This window comes from Streptomyces sp. Tek67B01 (assembly GCF_055231995.1).
Map to the genome: position 1 here is coordinate 1,520,385 of NZ_JBUYUY010000001.1, position 22,517 is coordinate 1,542,901.

Here is a 22,517-nt window from a genome sequence, read left to right on the forward strand (position 1 = left end):
CGGGCGGCTACGCCACCCAGTGGGGGCGGCGGACCGCCGGGGTGAGCGGGACGCCCTCGTGGAACGCGGTCGCGAGGATGCGTACGGCCTCGTCCAGGCGGTCGGGGGGAAGGGTGTACGGAATCCGCAGCCGGTGTTCGAAGGTGCCCGGGTCCACCCCGAAGCGCGCTCCGCGCCCGATGTGGACACCGGCGGCCGCGGCCCGTTCCGACAGCGCGGAGCTGACCGGCTCTCCGAGGTCCACCCAGAGGGAGAGCCCGCCCGGCGGAAGTTGCCACGACCACTCGGGGGTGTGCCGTTGGAGCGCGCGCACCAAGGCCCCGCGCCGCACCCGCAGCTCGGCCAGCCGCTCCGGCAGCACCCGCTCCAGACCCTCCAGCAGCGGCAGCGCGACCAGCTGGTCCAGTACGGAACCGGTCATGTCGGCCGCGGCCCGGACCGAGGCCAGCTCGGTGATCATCTTGGCGGTGGCGCGGACCCAGCCGACCCGCAGTCCGCCCCAGTGCGTCTTGCTCAGCGAGCCCATGGTCACCACGTGGTCGGCCTTCCCGGGCGGCGCCAGCGAGGCCAGCGGGGCGGGGGCCGGTACGTCCAGCGCGATGTCGGCGATGGTCTCGTCCACCACCAACCAGGTGCCGGTCCGCCGGGTGGCGCAGATCAGGCGCAGCCGCTGTTCCGGCGGCATCAGCGCGCCCGTGGGGTTGTGGAAGTCGGGGATGACGTAGGCCAGTCGCGGGACCGTCTGGCGCAGGGTGGATTCGGCGATCTCCATGTCCCAGCCCGTCTCGGAGACCGCGATGGACCCGGTGCGCACCCGGGCGTGGCGCAGCGCGTCGAGCGCGTTGGCGTAGGTGGGGCTCTCGGTGACGACCCGGTCCCCGGGCCGGCACAGCAGGCTCACCGTCAGCGCGAACGCCTGCTGGGCTCCGGCCGTCACGAGGATCTGTTCGGGGCGGGTCGGCAGGCCGCGCCGGGTGAACCGGTCCGCCACGGCCCTGCGCAGGGCGGGCAGGCCGAAGGGGTGGTAGCCGGGGGTGCGGGCCGCCTCGGGGAGTCTGGACGCGGCCCAGGCCAGGGCCTCGGTGAGGGCCCCGTCGGGTGCGCCCATGGCGGCTATGGCGAGGTCCGTGCCGGGGTCCTGGTCGGCGCTGTACCCACCTGCGCCGAGGAGGGCGTGGGCGCCGACGGGGCGGTGCCCGTCGGGCAGGTCGGTCCAGGTGCCCGCGCCGCGGCGGCTGCGTGCGTAGCCGCTCTCGCGCAACAGGTCGTAGGCGCCGGTGACGGTGGCCCGGCCGGCGCCGACCGCCCCGGCCAGTTCGCGTTCGGCGGGCAGCCGTACGTGCAGGGGGATCCGCCCGTCGAGGATCAGGGTGCGCACCGCGTCGGCGAGGGCCCGGTAGCCGGGCCGGGCCAGGAGGGCGGGCGGCAGGAGCGCCACGAGCTGACGGCTGCCGATGGTCCTGTCCGCGGTCTGGACGGTTCGCCCGTTCGCCATGCCAACCTCCCCCGATTGGCTCTGCCTGCCAGGCCAATCAAGGGGACCACACTCCCCGTATTGGCCCCCGATTGGCAAGGAGACACCGATGTTGATCACCCGTGACGCCGGAGTGTTGCCCGACCGTGACGAACGCGCGCTGGTGGCCGCCGCGGAGCGGCGGATCTCCGAGCCCCTGCGGTTCGCGGCGGCGGCGGACGCGCTGCGCGCGCTGGGCCGGTTCGCACGACGCGGGTTCACCCGGGACGGGAGCGCGCGCGGCCGGATCGCACCGGGCGGGTTCACCGCGGGACGCCCGCACGGCCGCGCGCAAGGGCGAGAATCGCTGTCATGTCAGCCAACACCGCGCACCCCACCCGGTCCGGCGCCGACCGCCCGGTGATCGCCGGCCTGCTCCTCGCGGCGGGCGGCGGCAGTCGCCTGGGCGGGCGCCCCAAGGCACTGTTGCCGTACCGCGGCCGCCCGCTCGTCGAGAACGCGGTACGGGTGCTGCGCGAGGCGGGCTGCGGCCCGGTGCACGTGGTGCTCGGCGCGTCGGCGGCGGAGGTCCGTGAGCGCGCCGACCTGAGCCATTGCGTCGTGGTGGACAACCCGGACTGGGAGCGGGGCATGGGGTCCTCGCTGCGGGTGGGCCTGCGCTCGCTGGACGGCACCGGCGCCGCCGCCGTCCTCGTCTCGCTCGTGGACCAGCCGGGGATCGGGGCGGACGCGGTGGCCCGCGTCCTGGCGGCGTACCGCTCCCCCACCAGCCTGGTGGCGGCGGCCTACGAGGGGGAGCGCGGCCACCCGGTGCTGTTCGGGTCCGCCCGCTGGGGCGACATCGAGGAGACCGCGACCGGCGACCGGGGCGCGCGGACGCACCTGCGGGAGCACGCGGACGAGCTGACGCTGGTGGAGTGCGCGGACATCGCCGAGGCGTTCGACATCGACACCCCGCCCGACCTGGCACGCCTGACGTGAGCCGGCTTGTGCGCGGGGTGACGGGTATGGCACTGAGGGCCACCGATCGGCGGAATATGTCGACCAGGAGAATCTCGACATCAACAAACCATTGAACTTCCACCATGAGGAAATTACTATCCACTGGTCAGAAGCGCCCTGAACCCACAGACGGCGCCCGCGACCGTATTCCGGAACTCTCCACACCCGACGACACTGCGTGCCGTCTCGCGCGAGCATTCCCCCGCGGCCGCCAGGCACCGCCGCTGAAGGAGTGACAGATATGTCCGCACCAGCGCCGTCCCCGCTGGCCATCGTCGATGCCGAGCCCCTGCCCCGGCAGGACGAGGTCCTCACCGAAACGGCCCTGGCCTTCGTGGCCGAGCTGCACCGGCGGTTCGCCCCCCGCCGCGCCGAGCTACTCGCCCGGCGCGGCGAACGGCGCGCCGAGATCGCCCGCACCTCCAGCCTCGACTTCCTCCCGGACACCGCACAGGTCCGCGAGGGCGACTGGAAGGTGGCACCCGCGCCGGCCGCGCTGAACGACCGCCGCGTGGAGATCACCGGTCCGACGGACCGCAAGATGACCATCAACGCCCTCAACTCGGGCGCCAAGGTCTGGCTCGCCGACTTCGAGGACGCCTCGGCTCCCACCTGGGAGAACGTCGTCCTCGGCCAGCTCAATCTGATCGACGCCTACGAGCGTCGCATCGACTTCACCGACCCGCGCACGGGCAAGTCGTACGCCCTGAAGCCCGCCGACCAGCTCGCCACCGTCGTGATGCGACCGCGCGGTTGGCACCTGGAGGAGCGTCACCTCACGATCGACGGCGGTCCGGCCTCCGGCTCGCTCGTGGACTTCGGCCTGTACTTCTTCCACAACGCGCAGCGCCTGATCGACCTCGGCAAGGGTCCGTACTTCTACCTGCCGAAGACGGAGTCGCACCTGGAGGCGCGCCTCTGGAACGACATCTTCGTCTTCGCCCAGGACTACGTCGGCATCCCCCAGGGCACCGTCCGCGCGACCGTCCTGATCGAGACCATCACCGCCGCGTACGAGATGGAGGAGATCCTCTACGAGCTGCGCGACCACGCCGCGGGCCTGAACGCCGGGCGCTGGGACTACCTCTTCTCGATCGTGAAGAACTTCCGTGACGGCGGCGAGAAGTTCGTCCTGCCGGACCGCAACGCGGTGACGATGACGGCCCCGTTCATGCGGGCCTACACCGAACTCCTCGTCCGGACCTGCCACAAGCGCGGCGCGCACGCCATCGGCGGCATGGCGGCCTTCATCCCGTCCCGCAAGGACGCGGAGGTCAACCGGGTCGCGTTCGAGAAGGTGCGGGCCGACAAGGACCGCGAGGCGGCCGACGGCTTCGACGGCTCCTGGGTCGCCCACCCCGACCTCGTCCCGATCGCGATGGCCTCCTTCGACGCGGTGCTCGGCGAGAAGCCGAACCAGAAGGACCGGCTCCGCGAGGACGTCTCGGTCGCCCCCGGCGACCTGATCGCGATCGACTCCCTGGACGCGAAGCCGACGTACGAGGGCCTGCGCAACGCGGTCCAGGTGGGCATCCGTTACATCGAGGCCTGGCTGCGGGGCCTCGGCGCCGTCGGCATCTTCGGCCTGATGGAGGACGCGGCCACCGCCGAGATCTCGCGCTCGCAGATCTGGCAGTGGATCAACGCGGGCGTGGCGTTCGAGCACGACGGCGCGCTGGTGCCGGCCACGGCCGAGCTGACCCGCGAGCTCGCCGCCGAGGAACTGACCGCGATCCGCGCCGAGGTCGGCGAGGAGGCCTTCGCGGCCGGCAAGTGGCAGCAGGCCCACGACCTCCTGCTCCAGGTCTCCCTCGACGCCGACTACGCGGACTTCCTCACCCTCCCCGCGTACGAGCAGCTGATCGGCTGACCTCCCCGCACGTCGACTGAAACGCACAGCAGCCGAACGCACCGACTCCGCCCCCGTCGCCCCAACGCGCCGGGGGCGGAGCCGTGTTCGGCTCGCGGCGGACTCGATTCCCGACCGATTGGTCGGTCGTTACGTCATCGTAATCTGCCTGTACCTAGCGGTAACATCCGGGCGCGTGTCACCTTTCCGATGCCACCGGCGCCGGCGGTAACCCCCACTTCCCAGCCACGCGACGCCAGTTGTGCCTGGCCTCCGCGTGGCCGACCGCAGGAGTTCCGCAGTGATCGGATTCCGCAACGTCAACAAGGCCCCGACCCGCCGTCGCGTGCGACGGACGGCGGGTGTCGCGATGGTCCTGCCACTGGCCGTCACGGCGCTGCTGGGCGGCGGCGCCGGCCCGGCCGCGGCGAGTCCCGGCCAGGGGCCCACCGCGATCGTGTCCATGGGCGACAGCTACATATCCGGCGAGGCCGGCCGCTGGAAGGGCAACAGCCTGACCAACAGCGGCAGTCGTACCGGCACCGACCGGGCCTGGGTCGGCGGCAGTACGTACGACCCCTCGAAGGTGTACGGGACCACGGCCGGCGGATGCGACCGCTCGGACGCGGCCGAGGTGCTGAGCGCGGGCGCGGTGGCCGACGTCGCCGTGAACCTGGCCTGTTCCGGGGCCGTCTCGGACAACGTCTTCCGGGCCTCCAACGGCGGCGTCCCCCTCAAGGGCGAGGCGCCGCAGGCGGACCAGCTGGCGGCGGTGGCCGCGACCGACGACGTCAAGGTGATCGCGCTGTCCATCGGCGGCAACGACCTCGGCTTCGCCGACATCATCAAGGAGTGCGCCTACGACTTCGTCCTGTGGAACTCGTACTGCTACGACGACCAGCAGGCGGCCGTTGACCAGAAGATCGCCGGAGTCATGACCAAGGTCGGCAAGTCGGTCGACGAGATCCGGGCCGTGATGCGCGGCGCCGGTTACGCGGACTCCTCCTACCGGATCGTGCTCCAGTCCTACCCGTCCCCCATCCCGCGCGGCGCGGAGAACCGGTACACCCAGAGCGACTGGAGCCGGCTCAACACCGGCGGCTGCCCCTTCTGGAACCGGGACTCGGACTGGGCGCGGGACTCGCTCGTGCCGCAGATCGCGAACGGCATCAAGGCGGTCGCCGCGGCCAAGGGCGTGCAGTTCCTCGACCTGCGGGACATGCTCCAGGGGCGCGAGGTGTGCGCCAAGGCCTCCCAGCAAGTGGGTACGACGGCGCCGGCTTCCGCCAGGACGAGCGAGTGGGCGCGCTGGATCGACAACAACGAGTCGCAGGGCCTGGTCCAAGAGTCCATGCACCCGAACTACTTCGGCCAGCTGGCCGTCGGGCGCTGCCTCGCCCTGGCGGTGGCCCAGCCCGCGAACGCGTCGTCGGGCTGCAAGAACACCCCCGGCGGCGACCAGAGCGGCATGTACCTGAGCCCCGCCTCCTGACGCTCCCCGGTACCGGCGGTCCGCCCCACCCGGGGTGGACCGCCGACACGGCGTCCCCGCCACCGGCCTGGGCCCGATCCCGGCGGTGCGACGGGGGCGACGCTCACCGAGCCGGCCCGGCCCGGTTCGTCACGGCATGGCCGTGCCCGTCCGTCGCCTTCGCCGATCGGCGGAGCGACCGACTCCCGCCAGGGCCCGGGTGAAGGCCGCCCGACAGCGAGTCCAGTCCGGGTCCGGCGCGCCCGTACCGAGGGCCAGGAGTTTGGGGAGCAGGTCCGCGGAGAAGGAGCGGGCCGCCTCCGCGGGGACCAGGGACGGCAGGTTGTCGATGGCGATCACGTCCAGCGGGCGCGGGCCCGCGCGCAGCCTGCGGACCGGGACCGACCAGTCGGTGAGCCGGTCGTATACGGGCAGCAGGTGCAGCGGGGAACCGGTGTCACAGGTGATGTCCGCGATCACCGTCAACCGCCGTTCCCGGTCCGGGTCCAGGTCGGCCGGGGTGAGGAACGGGGGTGCGGGACGGGTGGTGAGCACCGCGTTGACCAGGATGTCGTGTCCGAGCAGGGCGGCCCGGTCCAGCCGGGCGGTGTCGCTCCTGTCCCACCGGGTGACCCGTACCCCGGCCAAGGTCAAAGCGTCACAGGCGCCCCGCGCGCTGCGGCCCCGGCCGCCGATGACGAGGGCCCGCGGCTCCCCTCCCGGAGTGGGGACCGCCCGCGAGTCCCGTAATCGCGCGTCGAGTTCCGCGCGCGAGAGGGGTACGAGGGGGGCGGCGAGCCGGCCCCGGGCGTGCAGGACGGCCAGGGCCGCGCCCGCGTACCCGGCCCAGTAGCCGAAGGCCGCGAGCCTGCGCCCCTGCTCGTCGGCCAGGTACTCCAGATCGAACAGGGTCCCGCCGCCCGCGGCGAAGCGCCGCAGCAGCGCGGGGCCCTCCGTCTGCCCCTTGTAGGCGTGCCCGAAGTACACGTGCCGGTGCCGTAAACGCTCCGGGGCGGGCGGGAGTTCCTTCAGGCCGAGGACGAAGGCGGAGCCGGGCGCGGCGGTGGCCCAGGCCCCGGCGGGCGCCGTCCCGCAGCCCGCGTCCGCGTAGTCGGCGAGCGGGAAGATCCGGTGGGCGGATTCCTCCACGGTGATCCGTACGCCCCGCCGCACGAGCTGTTCCGCGTCGTGCGGGGTGAGGGGGGCTCGGCGTTCGGTGGGCCGTGTCTCGGTGCGCATCCACAACTGCGGTGACTCTGGCATCGGCAGGTACCACCTGTCTGCTGGGGGACGCCCCTGGGGACGTCCGCGTGCGCCATGTGACCGGGCCTCAGGATCAGTTCGCCGCTCGCGTTCGGCAAGGAGTACGACCACGCGGACAGGGGCTCACAGTTCGGGCAGCAGCGCACGCAGCCCGGTTCGTGCGCCCTGCGCGTACGCGGCGCGCAGCGCCTGCGGGGTCATCCGCTCGCGCACGGTCCGCGGGGCGCGCGGGTCGCGGGCGGCAGCTCGGCCGAGGAGGACTGGCCCAGCCGGTCGTCCAGGGCGAGTTGGGTCTCCGGCGCGCGCAGCACTTCGGTACGGGCCCGCAGCGGGTGGCCCGCGCCGGCCTCGGTGACGGCCCGGGCGTACCGCTCCCGGGAACGGGCCCACGGGTCGGCGTCGGCGCCGGGTGCGCCCTCCTCTTCTTCCGGCGGGGCGTCCGCTGCGTCCCGTGCTTCGGGTGCGCCCATGTGCGCGAGGGCCGGCGCCCGGGCCGCGCGCAGCGCTCCCCGACCCGGCCCGGACCCGGGCTCGGCGGGCAGCAGTTCCAGCGCGTCGCGGGATGGCCGGTGGCGGCGACCCTGTGGGCGGAGGTTCCGGAGTACGACGTGGGCGAGTGCGCGGCAGCTGCCATGGGACTGCGCGAGACCCGGACCCGCATGTCCGTCAGCGGGCGCTGGAACTTCATGATCACGGCGCGGCTGCGCACCGTCGAAGGGCTGTCCCGCTAGACCTCGGAGCTGTCCCGGCGGCTGCCGGGGATGCGGATCACGGACTCGGCGGTGGCGCTGCGCGCCCCGGGGCGTACGCGCGTGCGGCGGTGCGGACGCCACACCCGCAGTGGGTGACGTCCGCACCGCCGCACGCGAACATTCGATGCAGGAACACTCAGTGCACGCGACCCCTCAGTCCACGAGGACTCGGCGCACGAGCACTCAGTGCACGAACACCGGTTCCGCGGCCGCCTCGGCGGCCGGTTCCTTCTTGACGCCGATGTGGTTGAAGGCCAGGTTCAGCACGATGGCCACCACACAACCCGTGCTGATGCCCGAGTCGAGGACGACGAGCAGGTCCTTGGGGAAGGCGTGGTAGAAACCGGGCGCCGCGATCGGGATCAGGCCGATGCCGACCGAGGCCGCCACGATCAGGGCGTTCTCGCCCTTCTCCATGGCCGCGCCGGCCAGGGTCTGGATGCCGCTGGCCGCGACCGAGCCGAACAGGACGATGCCGGCGCCGCCGAGGACGGGCAGCGGGACCACGCCGATGATGGAGGCGGCGACCGGGCACAGACCCAACAGGATCAGGATGCCGCCACCGGCCGCGACGACGAACCGGCTGCGCACCTTGGTCATCGCGACGAGCCCGATGTTCTGGGCGAAGGCGCTGCACATGAAGCCGTTGAACAGCGGGCTGAGCGCGCTGCCGAGGGTGTCGGCGCGCAGGCCGCCCTCGATGGTCTTCGCGTCGGCCGGCCGGCCCACGATCTTGCCGAGGGCCAGGATGTCGGCGGTGGACTCCGTCATGCAGACGAGCATCACGATGCACATCGAGATGATGGCGGCGACCTGGAACTGCGGCGCGCCGAAGTGGAACGGCGTGGGGAAGCCGACGATGTCCGCGTCGCGGATGGCGTCGAAGTTGGTCATGTGCAGCGGCATGGCGATGAGCGTTCCGGCGACCAGACCGAGCAGGATGGATATCTGCTGGAGGAACCCGCGCAGGAACTTGCGCATCAGCAGCACGATCACCAGGGTGAGGGCGGCCATGCCGATGTTCTTCATCGAGCCGTAGTCGGTGGCGGTGCGGTTGCCGCCCTGCGACCAGTTGAAGGCGACCGGGAGCAGCGAGACGCCGATCAGGGTGATGACCGTGCCGGTGACGACGGGCGGGAAGAAGCGCACGAGTTTGCCGAAGTACGGCGCGGCGAGGAAGCCGACGAGTCCGGCGACGATGATCGCGCCGAAGATGACGGGGATGGCGTTCGCGCCCTCGCCCTTGCCGATGGCGATCATCGGGGTCACTCCGGCGAAGGAAACGCCGTTGACGAAGGGGAGCTTGGCGCCGATCTTCCAGACGCCGAGGGTCTGGAGGAGGGTGGCGAGGCCCGCCGTGAAGAGCGAGGCGCCCATCAGGAAGGCGGTCTCGGTGGCGGAGAGACCGACGGCGGGGCCGACGATCATGGGCGGGGCGACGACACCGGCGTACATGGCGGCGACGTGCTGCAAACCGCTCGTGAACATTTTCAGCGGAGGCAAGGTCTCGTCGACCGGGTGCTTCTCCTCCGGTACTACGACTGCGTCTTTGCGAAACCTGGGCGTTGCGGCCACGGCTTCCTCCGGTCGGCTAGACACGTCGGCGGGGACGTGGGTGTCAGGGAGGTGGTGCGAAAGCTGTGCGAGTCGAGCCTGTCTTCAGTTGTGGTGGTGCTGCGTGCTGTCCTGCCCGTGGAGATACGGAAACGATTCGCCCGAGTCGTTCCCGCGCGCGGCGGTACGGCGGTGCTGTGGCGGAGGCGCAGTGGCGCAATGGGTTTCAGTGCGGTGCAGTCACCGTTCCCGGGAGCACCCTCGGAATTTTCCTCGGGCGCTTCCCGGGACGGCTGCCGCGGACCCCGCTCGGGTCCGCGGCCGCCGGCCGGGGGCCGTCCCCCCCGGCCGGAGTCCTGGGAGTACCTCCCGGCGGTGACCGGGTGGGGTGCCCCCGGCGCCGGCCGGGGGATCAGGCCTGGGCGGAGATGCGCGCCAGGCGCTGGGCCTCTTCCCGCGTGGACACGGCGATCGCGTCCTCGTCGGCGAAGAGCAGTCGGTTGTTCTCGACGATCTGCTTGCCGTTGACCAGCGAGAGCGTCACCGGGGCGGCCGCGCCGAACACGAGCGCGGTGACCGGGTCGGCGATGGAGGAGTGGGCGAGCGTGCCCAGGTTCCACATCACCAGGTCGGCGAGCTTGCCGGCCTCCAGCGAGCCGATGTTGTCGGCGCGGCCGAGAACCTGCGCGCCACCGTACGTACCCAGGCGCAAGGCCTGGCGCGCGTTCAGGGCGCGCTCGCGGTGGACGGGGTTGAGGCGGTTGATGAGCAGCGCGTTGCGCAGCTCGGTGTGCAGCTCACCCGACTCGTTGGAGGCGGTGCCGTCCACGCCGAGGCCGACCGGTACGCCGGCGGCGAGCATGTCCGGGACCCGGGCGATGCCGGCGGCCAGACGTGCGTTGGAGGACGGGCAGTGCGCGACACCGGTCTTGGTGCGGGCGAACGCGGCGATGTCGGAGTCGTTCATGTGGACGCTGTGCGCCATCCACACGTCCTCGCCGAGCCAGCCGGTCGACTCGAAGTAGTCGGTCGGGCCCATGCCGAACAGTTCCTTGCAGAACTGCTCTTCCTCGACCGTCTCGCTGCCGTGGGTGTGCATGCGCACGCCCAGGCGGCGGGCCAGTTCGGCACCCTGCTTGAGCAGTTCGGTGGAGACCGAGAAGGGGGAACAGGGCGCGACGGCGACCTGGGTCATCGCGTCGAAGGAGTGGTCGTGGTGCTTCTTGACGGTCGCCTCGGTGTCGGCGAGCGCGCCTTCGAGGGTCTCGACGGCGTGGTCCGGGGGCAGGCCGCCGTCCTTCACGCTGCGGTCCATGGAGCCGCGGGCGAGGGTGAAGCGGACGCCCATCTCGGACGCGGCGCGGATGATCGCGCCGGAGAGGTCGCCGGAGCCCTTGGGGAAGACGTAGTGGTGGTCCATGGCGGTGGTGACGCCACCCTTGGCCATCATCGCCAGGGAGCCCTGGGCGGCCGTGTACGCCATCTGCTCGTCGATGCGCGCCCAGGTCGGGTACAGCGCGACGAGCCAGTCGAAGAGGTTGTGGTCGGTGGCCAGACCACGCGTGATCCACTGGTAGAAGTGGTGGTGCGTGTTGACCAGACCGGGGGTCACGAGGTGCCCGGTGCCATCGATCCGGCGGACGACGTTCTCGAGGTTCCCGGGGGCCTTGCCCGCGCCGATGGACTCGATCCTGTTGCCGGCGACGACGATGTGACCCGAGGCGTATTCGGTGTCGTGGGCGTCGACGGTCGCGATCGCACAGTTCTCGATGACGATGCGCGGGGCGGCGCTGTCCGGGGCTGCAGATGCTGCCATGGGACTTCCTCATGCTTTCAGTGGCGGTGCGGGCCGGCAAACCCAGGGGAATTGAGTGCCGGAGCCGGGGGCCTGACAGCTGACAGTACTGCTGCCCCGTGTGATGCGTCCGGGTGCCGATTCGGGAAGTTGTTGATTGTCGCGTCGTCCCGGGGCCACTGCGGAGCCCCGGGACGACGCGTCCCGCATCAGAGGTTGGTCATGTCCACGGGAATACGGGCGTCGACGCCGTCGCGGAGGACCGTCGCCTCGATCAGACCGTACGGCCGGTCGGCGGCGAAGTAGACCTCGTTGTCGTTCTTGAGGCCGAAGGGCTCGAGGTCGACGAGGAAGTGGTGCTTGTTCGGGAGCGAGAAGCGGACCTCGTCGATCTCCGAACGGTGGTTGATGATGCGCGAACCCATCTGGTACAGGGTCTGCTGGAGCGAGAGGGAGTAGGTCTCCGCGAAGGCGTGGAGCATGTGCTTGCGCGCCTCGGCGTAGGACTTCTCCCAGTTCGGCATCCGCTGCTCGTCGTCCGACCAGCTGTAGCGCCAGCGAGCCGACACCTGGGTGGCCAGGATGCGGTCGTAGGCCTCCTTCAGCGTCGTGTACTTGTCCTTCACGTAACCCCAGAACTCGGAGTTCGTGGAGTTCATGACGACGAGGTCCTTGAGGCCGGAGATGACCTCCCAGTTGGTGCCGTCGTACGTGACCTGGGTGACCCGGGTCTCCTGGCCCTGACGGACGAAGGAGTGCTTCACCTCGTCCGACCCGATGAACTTCGAGTTGGCGTCGGAGGTGGGGATGCGCTCCCAGGCGTACTCCTCGATCCGGATGCGCGCACGCTGGATCGGCTCCTGGCTGTTGACGAACCAACGCGCCAGGTGGATGCCGAACTGCTCGGCGGACTCGATGCCGTGCTCCTTGGCGAACGCGTACACCGTGTTCTTGGTGGTGTCCGTCGGCAGGCAGTTGGCGTTCGAGCCGGAGTAGTGGACGTCGTCCATGTCGCCGGAAAGGGCGACCGAGACGTTCAGGTCCTTGATGTGGTGCGTGTCGCCGTCCCGCGTGATCTTGACGACGCGGTTCTCTGCTTTGCCGTACTGGTTCTGGCCCAGAATCGTGGCCATGCTAGCTCCCTCGGTAAACGGAGTAGCCGAACGGGTTGAGCAGCAGCGGTACGTGATAGTGCTCGCCCGGGTTCACCGCGAAAGTGATGGTGACCTCGGGGAAGAACGAACCGCTGTCCCTTACGCGGGGGGCGTCCTGCTGCGCCTCGGCTTGCTTATTCGAACTGTGCTTGCCCAAGAAGTACGTCTCGGTCTCGAAGTCGAGACGTACGTGGGTGGTTCCCTCCGGCAGGGCCGGGAGGTCCTTGCATCGGCCGTCCGCGTCGGTGACGGAGGCGCCCAGGGCCGCCCACTCCCCGTCGAGGCCCGTACGGGCCGACAGGGAGATGGCGACGCCCTCGGCGGGGCGGCCGATGCTGGTGTCCAGGATGTGCGTGGACACCGAGCTACTGGGTGAAGCGGTGGTGTCAGTGCTCATGCGCTCTCTTCCTCCACGAGTCGGGTCAGGCGGATCCGGTTGATCTTCACGAGCTCGCCGCGGGCGATCTCCCGCTCCTGTTCCGGCGAGTTGTCGATCCGTACCTTGACCGCGTCCCGCATGAACTCACCGGTAGCACCGGTGGCGCAGATGAGGAAGACGTGGCCGAACTTCTCCTGGTAGGCCAGGTTCAGTTCGAGGAGTTCGTTGCGGAGCTCCTCCGAGGCGCCGGCCATGCCGCGCTGCTCGCGCGCGGAGGTCGGGTCCCCCGGCTTCGGGCGCCCGATCGGCGCGTGCCCCGCCATCGCCTCGGACAGGTCCTCGGCGGTGAGCTCCGCCATGGCGGACTCGTTGGCCGAGAAGAGTGCCTCGACGGTGGCGAAGGGGCGCTGGGCGAGCAGCTTGCCGCCCCATGCCGAACTGGCGCACACCTCGTGCAGCGCGGCCGTGGCCGCACTGTCGTCCAAGGCGTTGAACCGGGTGAGACCCGGGGTCGGACTCGAAGTCACGGTAGGCCTCCGTGGCCTGTTGTTGCTTTTGACGGGCTGCGCATAGCTAACGCCCTCCACAACACGTCGTCAACACTTTGTTGAAACTTCCCGTACACAAAAGCCGCCGCCCGGGTGAATCGGGCGGCGGCTCGTCACGGTAGGTCAGCGGGCATTCACTGCCGGCTGTTCTTCTCGGCCCCTTTGGAAGGGCCGGAGTCCCTGTTCAAGTAGTTGTAGACGGTGAAGCGGCTGACACCCAGGGCGCCCGCGACCGTCTCCACGCCGTGCCGCACGGAGAAGGCGCCGCGCGCCTCCAGTATCCGCACCACGTCCTGCTTGGACTTCCGGTCGAGCTGAGCCAACGGTACGCCGTGCCGGCGCTCCAGCGCCGCCAGGATGTGGTCGAGCGAGTCGGAGAGCTGGGGCAGGCGGACGGCGAGCAGCTCCCGCCCCTCCCAGCTGAGCACGACGTCGTCGGGCTGCGCCTGGGCGGGGTCCATCAGCTCGCCTCCCATCGCGTCCACCAGCGGCTTGACGGCGGCGACGAAGGGGTGGTCGCGGGGCTCGGTCATGGGGTGGTGCCTTCCGCGATCACATTGACCTGGAGGGACACCCGGGTGGCCCCGGCCTCCAGCGAATTGCGCAGCAGCGCGGCCACGGCGGTCAGCACCTCGCCGGATTCCCCTTCGGCGGTATTGCCGAACGGGCCGACATCCACCGCGTCCAGCCGCGCCTTCTGGATGACCTCGCGCGCGGCCACGGCATGGGCGGGAGCCTCTTCGAGGTCGAAGGGCTCGGTCGTGAACTCCACTCTCAATCGCACGCGGGTCAAGCTACCCCGCAGGTGGGACTTTTCGGGAGTGCGCACTTGACAGCCACGCGAACCTCCATGCAGTCTTCCATCAAGCAGAAACTAACTTCCGCAATACGGAAGGAGCGCACACCCCTCATGGGATACACGGACCAGCGCTTCGATGTAAACCTTTCGATCCTCTTCACGGAACTCCCGCTCCTGGAGCGCCCCGCGGCCGCCGCCGCGGCCGGCTTCACGGCGGTCGAGCTGTGGTGGCCCTGGATCGAGACCCCCACTCCCGCCCAGGCGGAGCTGGACGCCCTCAAGAAGGCTCTTGAGGACGCCGGCACCCAGCTGGTGGGCCTGAACTTCTACGCCGGCCAACTGCCGGGCCCGGACCGCGGCGCGGTCTCGGTACCCGGTGAGGAGTCGGACCGCTTCAACGCCAACATCAACGTGGCCGCCGACTTCGCGGCCTCGGTCGGCTGCAAGGCGCTGAACGCCCTCTACGGCAACCGCGTCGACGGCGTGGACCCCGCGGTCCAGGACGAGCTGGCTCTCAAGAACCTGGTCACGGCCGCCAAGGCCGCGGACCGGGTGGGCGCCATTCTCCTGATCGAGACCCTCAACAAGCCGGAGTCGCCGCTCTACCCGCTGGTGAGCGCCCCGGCCGGCATCGAGATCGTGGACAAGGTGAACGAGGCCACCGGCCTCGGCAACGCCAAGTTCCTGCTCGACCTGTACCACCTGGCGATGAACGATGAGGACCTCTCCGAGGTCATCGAAAAGTACGCCGCCAAGACCGGACACGTCCAGATCGCCGACAAGCCGGGTCGCGGTGCCCCCGGCACCGGCGAGCTTCCCCTGGAAGAGCTCCTCGACCAGCTGAAGAAGGCCGGATACGAGGGCTACGTGGGCCTGGAGTACAAGGCCGCCGACGCGGCCGCGTCCTTCGCGTGGCTGCCCGCCGAGGCCCGCGCCGCCAAGTAGGCGGACAAAGTCCGGGCGATCAGCCAGGCACCTCCCGCACTTTTCGTACAAAGCATTAAGAGAAGGACCCTCATCATGAGCACCTCCACTGCGCTTCCCTCGATCGCCTGGATCGGCCTCGGCATCATGGGCTCCCCCATGTCCGAGAACCTCATCAAGGCGGGCTACTCGGTCACCGGCTTCACGCTGGAGCAGGACAAGCTGGAGCGCCTGGCCGCCGCCGGCGGCACCGCCGCCGGCTCGATCGCCGAGGCCGTCAAGGACGCCGACGTGATCATCACGATGGTGCCCGCCTCCCCGCAGGTCGAGGCCATCAACTACGGCCCCGAGGGCATCCTGGCGAACGCCAAGTCCGGCGCGCTGATCATCGACATGTCGTCGATCACCCCGCAGACCTCGGTCGACCTCGCGAAGAACGCCGCCGAGAAGGGCATCCGCGTCATCGACGCCCCGGTGTCCGGCGGCGAGGCCGGCGCCATCGAGGCCGTCCTGTCGATCATGGTGGGTGGCGAGCAGGCCGACTTCGACGCGGCCCTCCCGATCCTGGAGACGCTCGGCAAGACCATCGTCCTGTGCGGCCCGCACGGCTCCGGCCAGACGGTGAAGGCGGCCAACCAGCTCATCGTCGCGGTGAACATCCAGGCCTGCGCCGAGGCCGTCGTCTTCCTCGAGAAGTCGGGCGTGAACCTCCAGGCCGCCCTGGACGTCCTCAACGGTGGTCTGGCCGGCTCCACGGTCCTGACCCGCAAGAAGGACAACTTCCTCAACCGCGACTTCAAGCCCGGTTTCCGGATCGACCTGCACCACAAGGACATGGGCATCGTCACCGACGCCGCCCGCAACGTCGGTGCGGCCCTCCCGGTCGGCGCGGTCGTCGCCCAGCTGGTCGCCTCGCTGCGCGCCCAGGGTGACGGTGGCCTGGACCACTCGGCCCTGCTCCGCGCGGTCGAGCGCCTCTCCGGCGCCCAGGTCTGATCCTCAGACCCACCCTCGGGTCCGCCACTCGGACCTGAACGCCCCCCAGGGGGACCCCGAGTTTCCGGATGGTGCCGGTGCTGACACCTGTCCTGTCGCGCCCAAGCGCCGGCACCGTCCGGATCACCTCCACACTCTTTCTTTTCAACAAACTGTTGACGTCGTGTTCACGCCGAAATTAGGCTGTTCCGCATGACGGAAGACGCCTTCCGTCTCAGCAGTTTCCCGTACGGAAGGTCACCATGTCGAAGCGCACGCTGACGACCGAGTCCGGCGCCCCGGTCGCCGACAACCAGAACTCCGCCACCGCCGGCGTCGGTGGCCCGCTCCTGATCCAGGACCAGCAGCTCCTTGAGAAGCTCGCCCGCTTCAACCGCGAGCGCATCCCGGAGCGCGTGGTGCACGCCCGCGGCTCTGCCGCCTACGGCTACTTCGAGGTGACGGACGACGTCACCGCGTACACCAGCGCCGCGTTCCTGGACACGGTCGGCAAGAAGACCGAGACCTTCCTGCGGTTCTCCACCGTCGCCGACTCCCTCGGTGGCGCGGACGCCGTCCGCGACCCGCGTGGCTTCGCGCTGAAGTTCTACACCGAAGAGGGCAACTACGACCTCGTCGGCAACAACACCCCGGTGTTCTTCATCAAGGACCCCATCAAGTTCCCCGACTTCATCCACTCCCAGAAGCGCGACCCCTTCACGGGCAAGCAGGAGCCGGACAACGTCTGGGACTTCTGGGCGCACGCCCCCGAGGCGACGCACCAGATCACCTGGCTGATGGGTGACCGCGGCATCCCGGCGTCGTACCGTCACATGAACGGCTACGGCTCCCACACCTACCAGTGGACGAACGAGAACGGCGAGGCCTTCTTCGTCAAGTACCACTTCAAGACGAACCAGGGCATCCGCTGCCTGTCGTCCGAGCAGGCCGCCGAACTGGTCGGCAAGGACGCCAACTCGCACCAGACGGACCTGCTCCAGGCCATCGAGCGCGGTGTGAACCCGAGCTGGACCCTCTACGTCCAGATCATGCCCGCCGCCGAGGCCGCGGACTACCGCTTCAACCCGTTCGACCTCACCAAGGTGTGGCCGCACGCCGACTACCCGCTGCAGCGCGTGGGCCGTCTGGTCCTCGACCGCAACCCGGACAACGTCTTCGCCGAGGTCGAGCAGTCCGCCTTCTCCCCGAACAACTTCGTCCCGGGCATCACCGCCTCGCCGGACAAGATGCTCCAGGGCCGACTGTTCGCGTACGCCGACGCCCAGCGCTACCGCCTCGGTGTGAACCACACCGTGCTGCCGGTCAACGCCCCGAAGGCGACGAAGGCCGACAACTACGGCCGCGACGGTGTCATGGCGCTGCGCAACGGCTCGCGCCACGACAAGAACTACGAGCCCAACTCGTACCAGGGTCCGGCCGAGACCGGTCTCGCCCTGGGCGCCCCCAAGGCCGTCTCCGGCTACACGGGCACCCACGAGGCCCCCGCCCACACGAAGGACGACCACTTCTTCCAGGCCGGTGAGCTCTACCGTCTGATGTCGGAGGCCGAGAAGGAGCGTCTGGTGGCGAACATCGCCGGCGGCCTGTCTCAGGTCACCCTCGAGGACGTCATCGAGAAGAACCTGGCTCACTTCCACGCCGCGGACGCCGACTACGGCAAGCGCGTCGAGGAGGCCGTCCGCGCCCTGCGCGACGCCTGAGCCACCCAGTTGTGCCGGGGGTCTGACGGGAGGTCAGGCCCCGGGTGCTGAGCCCGAACCGCGGACCCGGATGAGGGGTGGTACGCGGTGAGGGCGGACAGCGCCGGTCCTCGTGACCGGCGCCGCGTGAGGACCGTGGCGAGCGTGCGAGCCAGTGCGGTGGTAATGGGTTCCGAGGCCCGTCTCTTGACCTGAGGGAGACGAAGCCGGAGTTCTCGTCGCCCGCCCGCCACGGTCCCAGCCACTCGTGTACAGGGGCCACGCACAGAGTCCCCTGTACACAAGTCACCTGCCCCGCCCGGCGGCGCGAACGTCCTGTCGCGCCAGCCTCGCACCGTCGGGCGGTCACAACCCAAAGCGCCGAGTCACGGACGGTCCCGTGACTCGGCGCTTTGTCGTGCGCGGGCCTGCCTTCGTGCGTGGGTCTGGCCTCGCGTGGGGCCCCGCCTTCGCGTGGGGCCCTGCCGTCATACCCGCGTGTGGCGGGGAAGGCGTACGGACAGGGCCAGGGCGCCCGCGAACAGGACCAGGGTCGTCAGAGCCGTGACGGACAGCGCGGTGGACGCCGCGCCACCGTGCTCGGTGCAGAACGTCCAGACGGCGACCAGCAGCGCCACGCCTCCGTGCCGGCCAACTGCTGTACGGCGTCCAGGACTGCGGAGGCGGAACCCACCTCGGTCTCGGACGCCCCGGCCAGGATGACGTCGAACAGCGGCGGGATCACGAACCCCATGCCGAGGCCGGTCGCCGGCGTGCCCGGAGCCGGCCTCCAGCCGTCGGCGGCCCGGTCGTTGAAGGCGGAGAGCACCAGGAGCCCGAGGGCGGTCAAGGCGATGCCGCCCTGGGTCACCACCCGCCCGTGCCTCCGGGTAAGGGAGCCCGCCGGTCCCGCCGATCCCGCCGACAGGGCGATGCCGAGGGCCATGGGGGCGATGGCGCACCCCGCCGGCCTGAGCCCCTGCGACAACAGCAGCGTTCCCAGGGCGCCCTGCCGGCACGGACGACGGTCAGCGCGCCGGGATCGGCGCCCGGGCGCACCGACCAGAAGCCGCGGTGGGGAGCGCCAACGAGACGCGTGGCGCTGTGACCTGAGGCGTCCTCTACATCGGCGCGGTCACTTACGAGGTCTCCGTCGGGCAACGGCCCCGAGGCGCCCCAGGACGCGATGGAACGCCGGCACGCCCGCGTCTCCATCGAGGAGCGACTGCCGCACTGGACCCGGCCCCCTACCGTCACCTCGCCGCGAACACGCACGAGTTGACGGCCGGCCCGGCCGCCGCCCGGCTCGCGCTCGGCGTCGAGGCGCTGATCGCGGGCCTCGCCCCGGGTTGAGCCGGAACAGGGAACGGCCCCCGGAAACCGATGGTTTCCGGGGGCCGTTCTTCGGTGCGGTGACGCCTGCTGGATCAGGCCGAGATCGGGCGGATCGCGGTCGGGGCGTGGCCCGGCTCGGTCGCCAGCTCCTCGAACTCGGTGACGTCGCTCATGTCGACCGTCTTGCTCATCGAGATGTTGGTGACGCGCTCCAAGATCGCCTCGACGACGACCGGGACGCTGTACTCGGCGGCCAGCTTCTTGGCCTCCTCGAAGGCGGCGCCCAGCTCGTTCGGGTCGGTGACGCGGATCGCCTTGCAGCCGAGACCCTCGACGACCTTGACGTGGTCGACGCCGTAGACGCCAAGCTCGGGCGCGTTGATGTTCTCGAACTCGAGGTTGACCTCGAAGTTGATGCCGAGACCACCCTGCGCCTGACGGATCAGGCCCAGGTAGGCGTTGTTCACCAGGACGTGGACGTACGGGATCTTGTGCTGCGCGCCGACGGCCAGCTCTTCCAGCATGAACTGGAAGTCGTAGTCACCGGAGAGCGCGACGACCGGGTTCTCCGGGTCGGCGGAGGCGACGCCCAGCGCGGCCGGGATGGTCCAGCCGAGCGGGCCGGCCTGGCCGCAGTTGATCCAGTGGCGCGGCTTGAAGACGTGCAGCATCTGCGCACCGGCGATCTGGGACAGACCGATGGTGGTGACGTAGCGGGTCTCCGGGCCGAACGCCTTGTTCATCTCCTCATAGACGCGCTGCGGCTTCATCGGGATGTTGTCGAAGTGCGTACGGCGCTGCAGCGAGCCCTTGCGCTCCAGGTGCGAGGCGACCCAGGCGCTGTAGTCCGGGAGCTTGCCCTCGGCCTTGAGCTCCTTGGCGATCTCGATGAAGAGCTCCAGCGCGGCCTTGGCATCGGAGGCGATGCCGAAGTCCGGGGCGAAGATCTTGCCGATCTGGGTGGGCTCGATGTCGACGTGGACGAACTTGCGGTCGCCGAGGTAGGCGTCCAGGTTGTAGCCGGTGTGACGGTTGGCCCAGCGGTTGCCGATGCCGAGGACGAAGTCCGACTCCAGGAAGGTCGCGTTGCCGTAGCGGTGCGAGGTCTGGACACCGACCATGCCGGCGCTCAGCTCGTGGTCGTCGGGGATGACGCCCCAGCCCATCAGCGTGGAGATGACGGGGACGTTGGTCAGCTCGGCGAACTCGACGAGGAGCTCGGCGGCGTCGGCGTTGATGATGCCACCACCGGCGACGATCAGCGGGCGCTCGGACTCCAGCAGGAAGCGGACGGCCTTCTCCGCCTGGGCGCGGGTGGCGCGCGGCTTGTAGACCGGCAGCGGCTCGTAGGTCTCCGGGTCGAACTCGATCTCGGTCAGCTGGACGTCGATCGGCAGGTCGATGAGGACCGGGCCGGGGCGGCCGGAGCGCATCAGGTGGAAGGCCTCCTGGAACACGCCGGGGACCTGCGCGGCCTCCAGGACGGTCGTGGCCTTCTTGGTGACCGGCTTGGCGATCGAGGCGATGTCGACGGCCTGGAAGTCTTCCTTGTGGAGCTTGGCGACCGGGGCCTGGCCGGTGATGCACAGGATCGGGATCGAGTCGGCGATCGCCGAGTACAGGCCGGTGATCATGTCGGTGCCGGCGGGGCCGGAGGTACCGATGCAGACGCCGATGTTGCCGGGCGCGGTGCGGGTGTAGCCCTCCGCCATGTGCGAGGCACCCTCGACGTGGCGGGCGAGGGTGTGCTTGATGCCACCGACGTTCTTGAGCTCGCGGTAGAACGGGTTGATCGCAGCGCCGGGGACGCCGAACGCGTGCGCGACACCCTCGCGCTTGAGGATCTCCACTGCAGCGGCGGCGGCTGTCATACGAGGCATCGAGGTCTCCTGCGGTGTGGCGGTCAGGCAGTTTCCGTCATACGGAAGTTTTGTTCTGCTATACGGAACAAACTAAGCGGCGAGCTCCGCGCACGTCAAGGCGCTTCGACACCCCGGAAACCACCAAAAGCCGCTTCTCGGTCGGTCGGTCGCACAAATCCCCGCCTCCATGGCGGGAAATCGGGGCGACGCCGCCCCGGCCGGTCGCTCGTGGTGGACCATGGACCAACGCACAGCGACGTAGGGGGTCCAGGTCTCATGGCGGAAGCGGTACCGGTGCGCTGTCCTGTGTGCCGGCGCGAGAACGGGTACACGGCGCCGGTCTACCCCTGCGCCTGCGGGAGTCCGATCACCCCGCCGCTGGACCTGTCCGCGCCCGGGCTCCCGCTGACGCACCGGACGTGGACGGACGGCTGGGTGACCGTGCGGTGCGCGGCCTGTGGGCGGGAGAGCGACTGGCCGCACCCCGAGGTGGGGTGCGGCTCGTGCGGGACCGTGGTGCTCGTCCCGGTCCACGCCCCCGAACCGCCGTGGGCGGCCGCCGGTCCGCGGGGCGGCGTAGCGGGGGCCGGCGAGGACGTACGGCCCGAAGACGGCGGCGCCCCAGGCTCCGGCCCGACGGCACACCGGGGGCCGGGGCGGGGCCCGGGGACCGGACCGACTGGTCAGGGACAGGGGCCGGGACAAGGGATCGGGCAGGGGCCGGACGGAGCCGCGCGGACGGGCCCGACACAGTCACGCCCGCCGTTTCGGCCCGTGACCATCCGTACGGCCCGGGACGCGGTGGCGACGGCCGCGCTGTACCTGCGCTGGCTCGGCTTCCGGGACGTACGGCAGCCCGACGGGCCGCCGATCCCGTCCGCGACCGTCGACCTGCGCGCTCCGGGCGTGGTGGCCCAGGTCGATCCGAGTACGGCGCCGGCCGGACTGCGGGCGGTGGAATGCGTGTGGCTGAACGGGCTGACCGCCTCCGCGACGAGCGTCTACTTCTCCCTTGCCGGGTACACCTCCGACGCCCATGCGCGCGCCGACGACCTGGGGATACCGCTGTTCGTCATGGACCTCACGGGCATGCCGCAGCCCGTCAACGACCCGGCGGACGCACTTGTCGGCACGGGGCCATAGGCTCGGGACATTGCGTAATCGCGTCCGCTGAGGAGAACGAGCCCGATGAGCCTGTACGACATCCCGCTGACCACCCTGTCCGACGAGCCGACCAGTCTGGCCGCCTACAAGGGCAAGGCGATCCTGCTGGTCAACACCGCCTCGCAGTGCGGCCTCACTCCCCAGTACTCCGGGCTGGCCCGACTGCAGTTCAAGTACGAGGAGAAGGGCTTCACGGTCATCGGCGTGCCGTGCAACCAGTTCGGCGGTCAGGAGCCGGGCTCGGCGGACGACATCCAGACGTTCTGCGCGTCGGGTTTCGGCGTGACCTTCCCGATCCTGGAGAAGTCCGAGGTCAACGGCGAGAACCGGCACCCGCTGTACCAGGAGCTGGTGAAGACCCCGGACGCGGACGGGGAGGCGGGGGACATCCAGTGGAACTTCGAGAAGTTCCTGATCTCCCCCGCCGGTGAGGTCGTGGCCCGCTTCCGCCCGCGCACCGAGCCGGAGGCGCCCGAGGTGATCGCGGCGATCGAGGCGCAGCTGCCGGCCTGATCCG

General features: G+C 70.3%; 22 protein-coding genes. 10 read left to right on the plus strand and 12 right to left on the minus strand.

Features of this window, described 5'->3' with window-relative positions:
* Positions 1–7: 7 nt before the first annotated feature.
* Positions 8–1,495 carry a MocR-like transcription factor YczR gene (gene yczR / locus ACV7NM_RS07020; RefSeq protein WP_463409458.1) on the minus strand — a complete coding sequence of 496 codons (1,488 nt, stop codon included), beginning with the start codon at positions 1,493–1,495 and terminating at the stop codon, positions 8–10.
* Between the two features lie 88 nt (positions 1,496–1,583).
* Here yczR and ACV7NM_RS07025 point away from each other — a divergent pair, with 88 nt between their 5' ends.
* From ACV7NM_RS07025 to ACV7NM_RS07040, 4 genes are all read left to right on the plus strand, one after another.
* The gene (locus ACV7NM_RS07025; RefSeq protein WP_463409459.1) at positions 1,584–1,877 is read left to right on the plus strand and encodes a hypothetical protein; all 294 of its coding nucleotides are present in this window, start codon (positions 1,584–1,586) and stop codon (positions 1,875–1,877) included.
* Complete coding sequence (locus tag ACV7NM_RS07030) at positions 1,826–2,455, plus strand: nucleotidyltransferase family protein (RefSeq protein ID WP_463409460.1); 630 nt, start codon at positions 1,826–1,828, stop codon at positions 2,453–2,455. The genes ACV7NM_RS07025 and ACV7NM_RS07030 overlap by 52 nt, the downstream gene beginning before the upstream one ends.
* Before the next feature lie 262 nt (positions 2,456–2,717).
* Entirely contained in the window at positions 2,718–4,346 is a 1,629-nt protein-coding gene (gene aceB / locus ACV7NM_RS07035) for a malate synthase A (protein WP_463409461.1), read from the plus strand.
* A 280-nt stretch (positions 4,347–4,626) separates the two neighbouring features.
* Positions 4,627–5,817: a GDSL-type esterase/lipase family protein gene (locus ACV7NM_RS07040; protein ID WP_463409462.1), complete on the plus strand. Its 1,191-nt coding sequence runs from the start codon at positions 4,627–4,629 to the stop codon at positions 5,815–5,817.
* A gap of 129 nt (positions 5,818–5,946) precedes the next feature.
* Here ACV7NM_RS07040 and ACV7NM_RS07045 read toward each other — a convergent pair whose 3' ends face one another.
* Positions 5,947–7,059: a saccharopine dehydrogenase gene (locus ACV7NM_RS07045; protein ID WP_463409463.1), complete on the minus strand. Its 1,113-nt coding sequence runs from the start codon at positions 7,057–7,059 to the stop codon at positions 5,947–5,949.
* A gap of 197 nt (positions 7,060–7,256) precedes the next feature.
* Complete coding sequence (locus ACV7NM_RS07050; RefSeq protein WP_463409464.1) at positions 7,257–7,529, minus strand: hypothetical protein; 273 nt, start codon at positions 7,527–7,529, stop codon at positions 7,257–7,259.
* Between ACV7NM_RS07050 and ACV7NM_RS07055 the strand changes: the two genes are divergently transcribed.
* Positions 7,530–7,790, plus strand: coding sequence for a hypothetical protein (locus ACV7NM_RS07055; protein ID WP_463409465.1), 261 nt, complete (start codon positions 7,530–7,532; stop codon positions 7,788–7,790).
* Between the two features lie 204 nt (positions 7,791–7,994).
* On the opposite strand, the gene ACV7NM_RS07060 is transcribed toward ACV7NM_RS07055, so the two are convergent.
* The 7 genes from ACV7NM_RS07060 to ACV7NM_RS07090 all read right to left on the minus strand — a co-directional run bounded on the left by ACV7NM_RS07060 (position 7,995) and on the right by ACV7NM_RS07090 (position 14,025).
* Positions 7,995–9,386, minus strand: a complete 1,392-nt coding sequence (locus ACV7NM_RS07060) for a nucleobase:cation symporter-2 family protein (protein ID WP_463409466.1) — start codon at positions 9,384–9,386, stop codon at positions 7,995–7,997.
* A gap of 391 nt (positions 9,387–9,777) precedes the next feature.
* Complete coding sequence (locus tag ACV7NM_RS07065; protein WP_463409467.1) at positions 9,778–11,181, minus strand: 8-oxoguanine deaminase; 1,404 nt, start codon at positions 11,179–11,181, stop codon at positions 9,778–9,780.
* 188 nt (positions 11,182–11,369) lie between these two features.
* Positions 11,370–12,293, minus strand: a complete 924-nt coding sequence (pucL, locus tag ACV7NM_RS07070) for a factor-independent urate hydroxylase (RefSeq protein ID WP_389661605.1) — start codon at positions 12,291–12,293, stop codon at positions 11,370–11,372.
* Between the two features lies 1 nt (position 12,294).
* Positions 12,295–12,711, minus strand: coding sequence for a hydroxyisourate hydrolase (uraH, locus tag ACV7NM_RS07075; RefSeq protein WP_463409468.1), 417 nt, complete (start codon positions 12,709–12,711; stop codon positions 12,295–12,297).
* The gene (uraD, locus tag ACV7NM_RS07080; protein ID WP_463409469.1) at positions 12,708–13,220 is read right to left on the minus strand and encodes a 2-oxo-4-hydroxy-4-carboxy-5-ureidoimidazoline decarboxylase; all 513 of its coding nucleotides are present in this window, start codon (positions 13,218–13,220) and stop codon (positions 12,708–12,710) included. Before uraD ends, uraH begins: the two co-directional genes overlap by 4 nt.
* Before the next feature lie 155 nt (positions 13,221–13,375).
* Positions 13,376–13,774: a helix-turn-helix domain-containing protein gene (locus tag ACV7NM_RS07085; RefSeq protein WP_463409470.1), complete on the minus strand. Its 399-nt coding sequence runs from the start codon at positions 13,772–13,774 to the stop codon at positions 13,376–13,378.
* The gene (locus ACV7NM_RS07090; RefSeq protein WP_463409471.1) at positions 13,771–14,025 is read right to left on the minus strand and encodes a hypothetical protein; all 255 of its coding nucleotides are present in this window, start codon (positions 14,023–14,025) and stop codon (positions 13,771–13,773) included. The genes ACV7NM_RS07085 and ACV7NM_RS07090 overlap by 4 nt, the downstream gene beginning before the upstream one ends.
* Positions 14,026–14,151: 126 nt before the next feature.
* Between ACV7NM_RS07090 and ACV7NM_RS07095 the strand changes: the two genes are divergently transcribed.
* The 3 genes from ACV7NM_RS07095 (at position 14,152) to ACV7NM_RS07105 (ending at position 17,660) form a co-directional block, all read left to right on the plus strand.
* Positions 14,152–14,985: a TIM barrel protein gene (locus ACV7NM_RS07095; protein ID WP_361308134.1), complete on the plus strand. Its 834-nt coding sequence runs from the start codon at positions 14,152–14,154 to the stop codon at positions 14,983–14,985.
* Positions 14,986–15,060: 75 nt separating this feature from the next.
* Positions 15,061–15,960 (plus strand): 2-hydroxy-3-oxopropionate reductase, encoded by a 900-nt coding sequence (locus ACV7NM_RS07100; protein ID WP_136217519.1) that lies wholly within the window; start codon positions 15,061–15,063, stop codon positions 15,958–15,960.
* Between the two features lie 242 nt (positions 15,961–16,202).
* Positions 16,203–17,660, plus strand: coding sequence for a catalase (locus tag ACV7NM_RS07105; RefSeq protein ID WP_463409472.1), 1,458 nt, complete (start codon positions 16,203–16,205; stop codon positions 17,658–17,660).
* Positions 17,661–18,195: 535 nt separating this feature from the next.
* On the opposite strand, the gene ACV7NM_RS07110 is transcribed toward ACV7NM_RS07105, so the two are convergent.
* Entirely contained in the window at positions 18,196–18,585 is a 390-nt protein-coding gene (locus tag ACV7NM_RS07110; protein ID WP_463409473.1) for a hypothetical protein, read from the minus strand.
* A gap of 481 nt (positions 18,586–19,066) precedes the next feature.
* Positions 19,067–20,854, minus strand: a complete 1,788-nt coding sequence (gene gcl / locus ACV7NM_RS07115) for a glyoxylate carboligase (protein ID WP_463409474.1) — start codon at positions 20,852–20,854, stop codon at positions 19,067–19,069.
* Between the two features lie 258 nt (positions 20,855–21,112).
* Here gcl and ACV7NM_RS07120 point away from each other — a divergent pair, with 258 nt between their 5' ends.
* Together ACV7NM_RS07120 and ACV7NM_RS07125 are read left to right on the plus strand one after the other, a co-directional pair.
* Complete coding sequence (locus ACV7NM_RS07120) at positions 21,113–21,979, plus strand: hypothetical protein (RefSeq protein WP_463409475.1); 867 nt, start codon at positions 21,113–21,115, stop codon at positions 21,977–21,979.
* Positions 21,980–22,024: 45 nt separating this feature from the next.
* Positions 22,025–22,513, plus strand: a complete 489-nt coding sequence (locus ACV7NM_RS07125) for a glutathione peroxidase (protein ID WP_463409476.1) — start codon at positions 22,025–22,027, stop codon at positions 22,511–22,513.
* Positions 22,514–22,517: the final 4 nt, after the last annotated feature.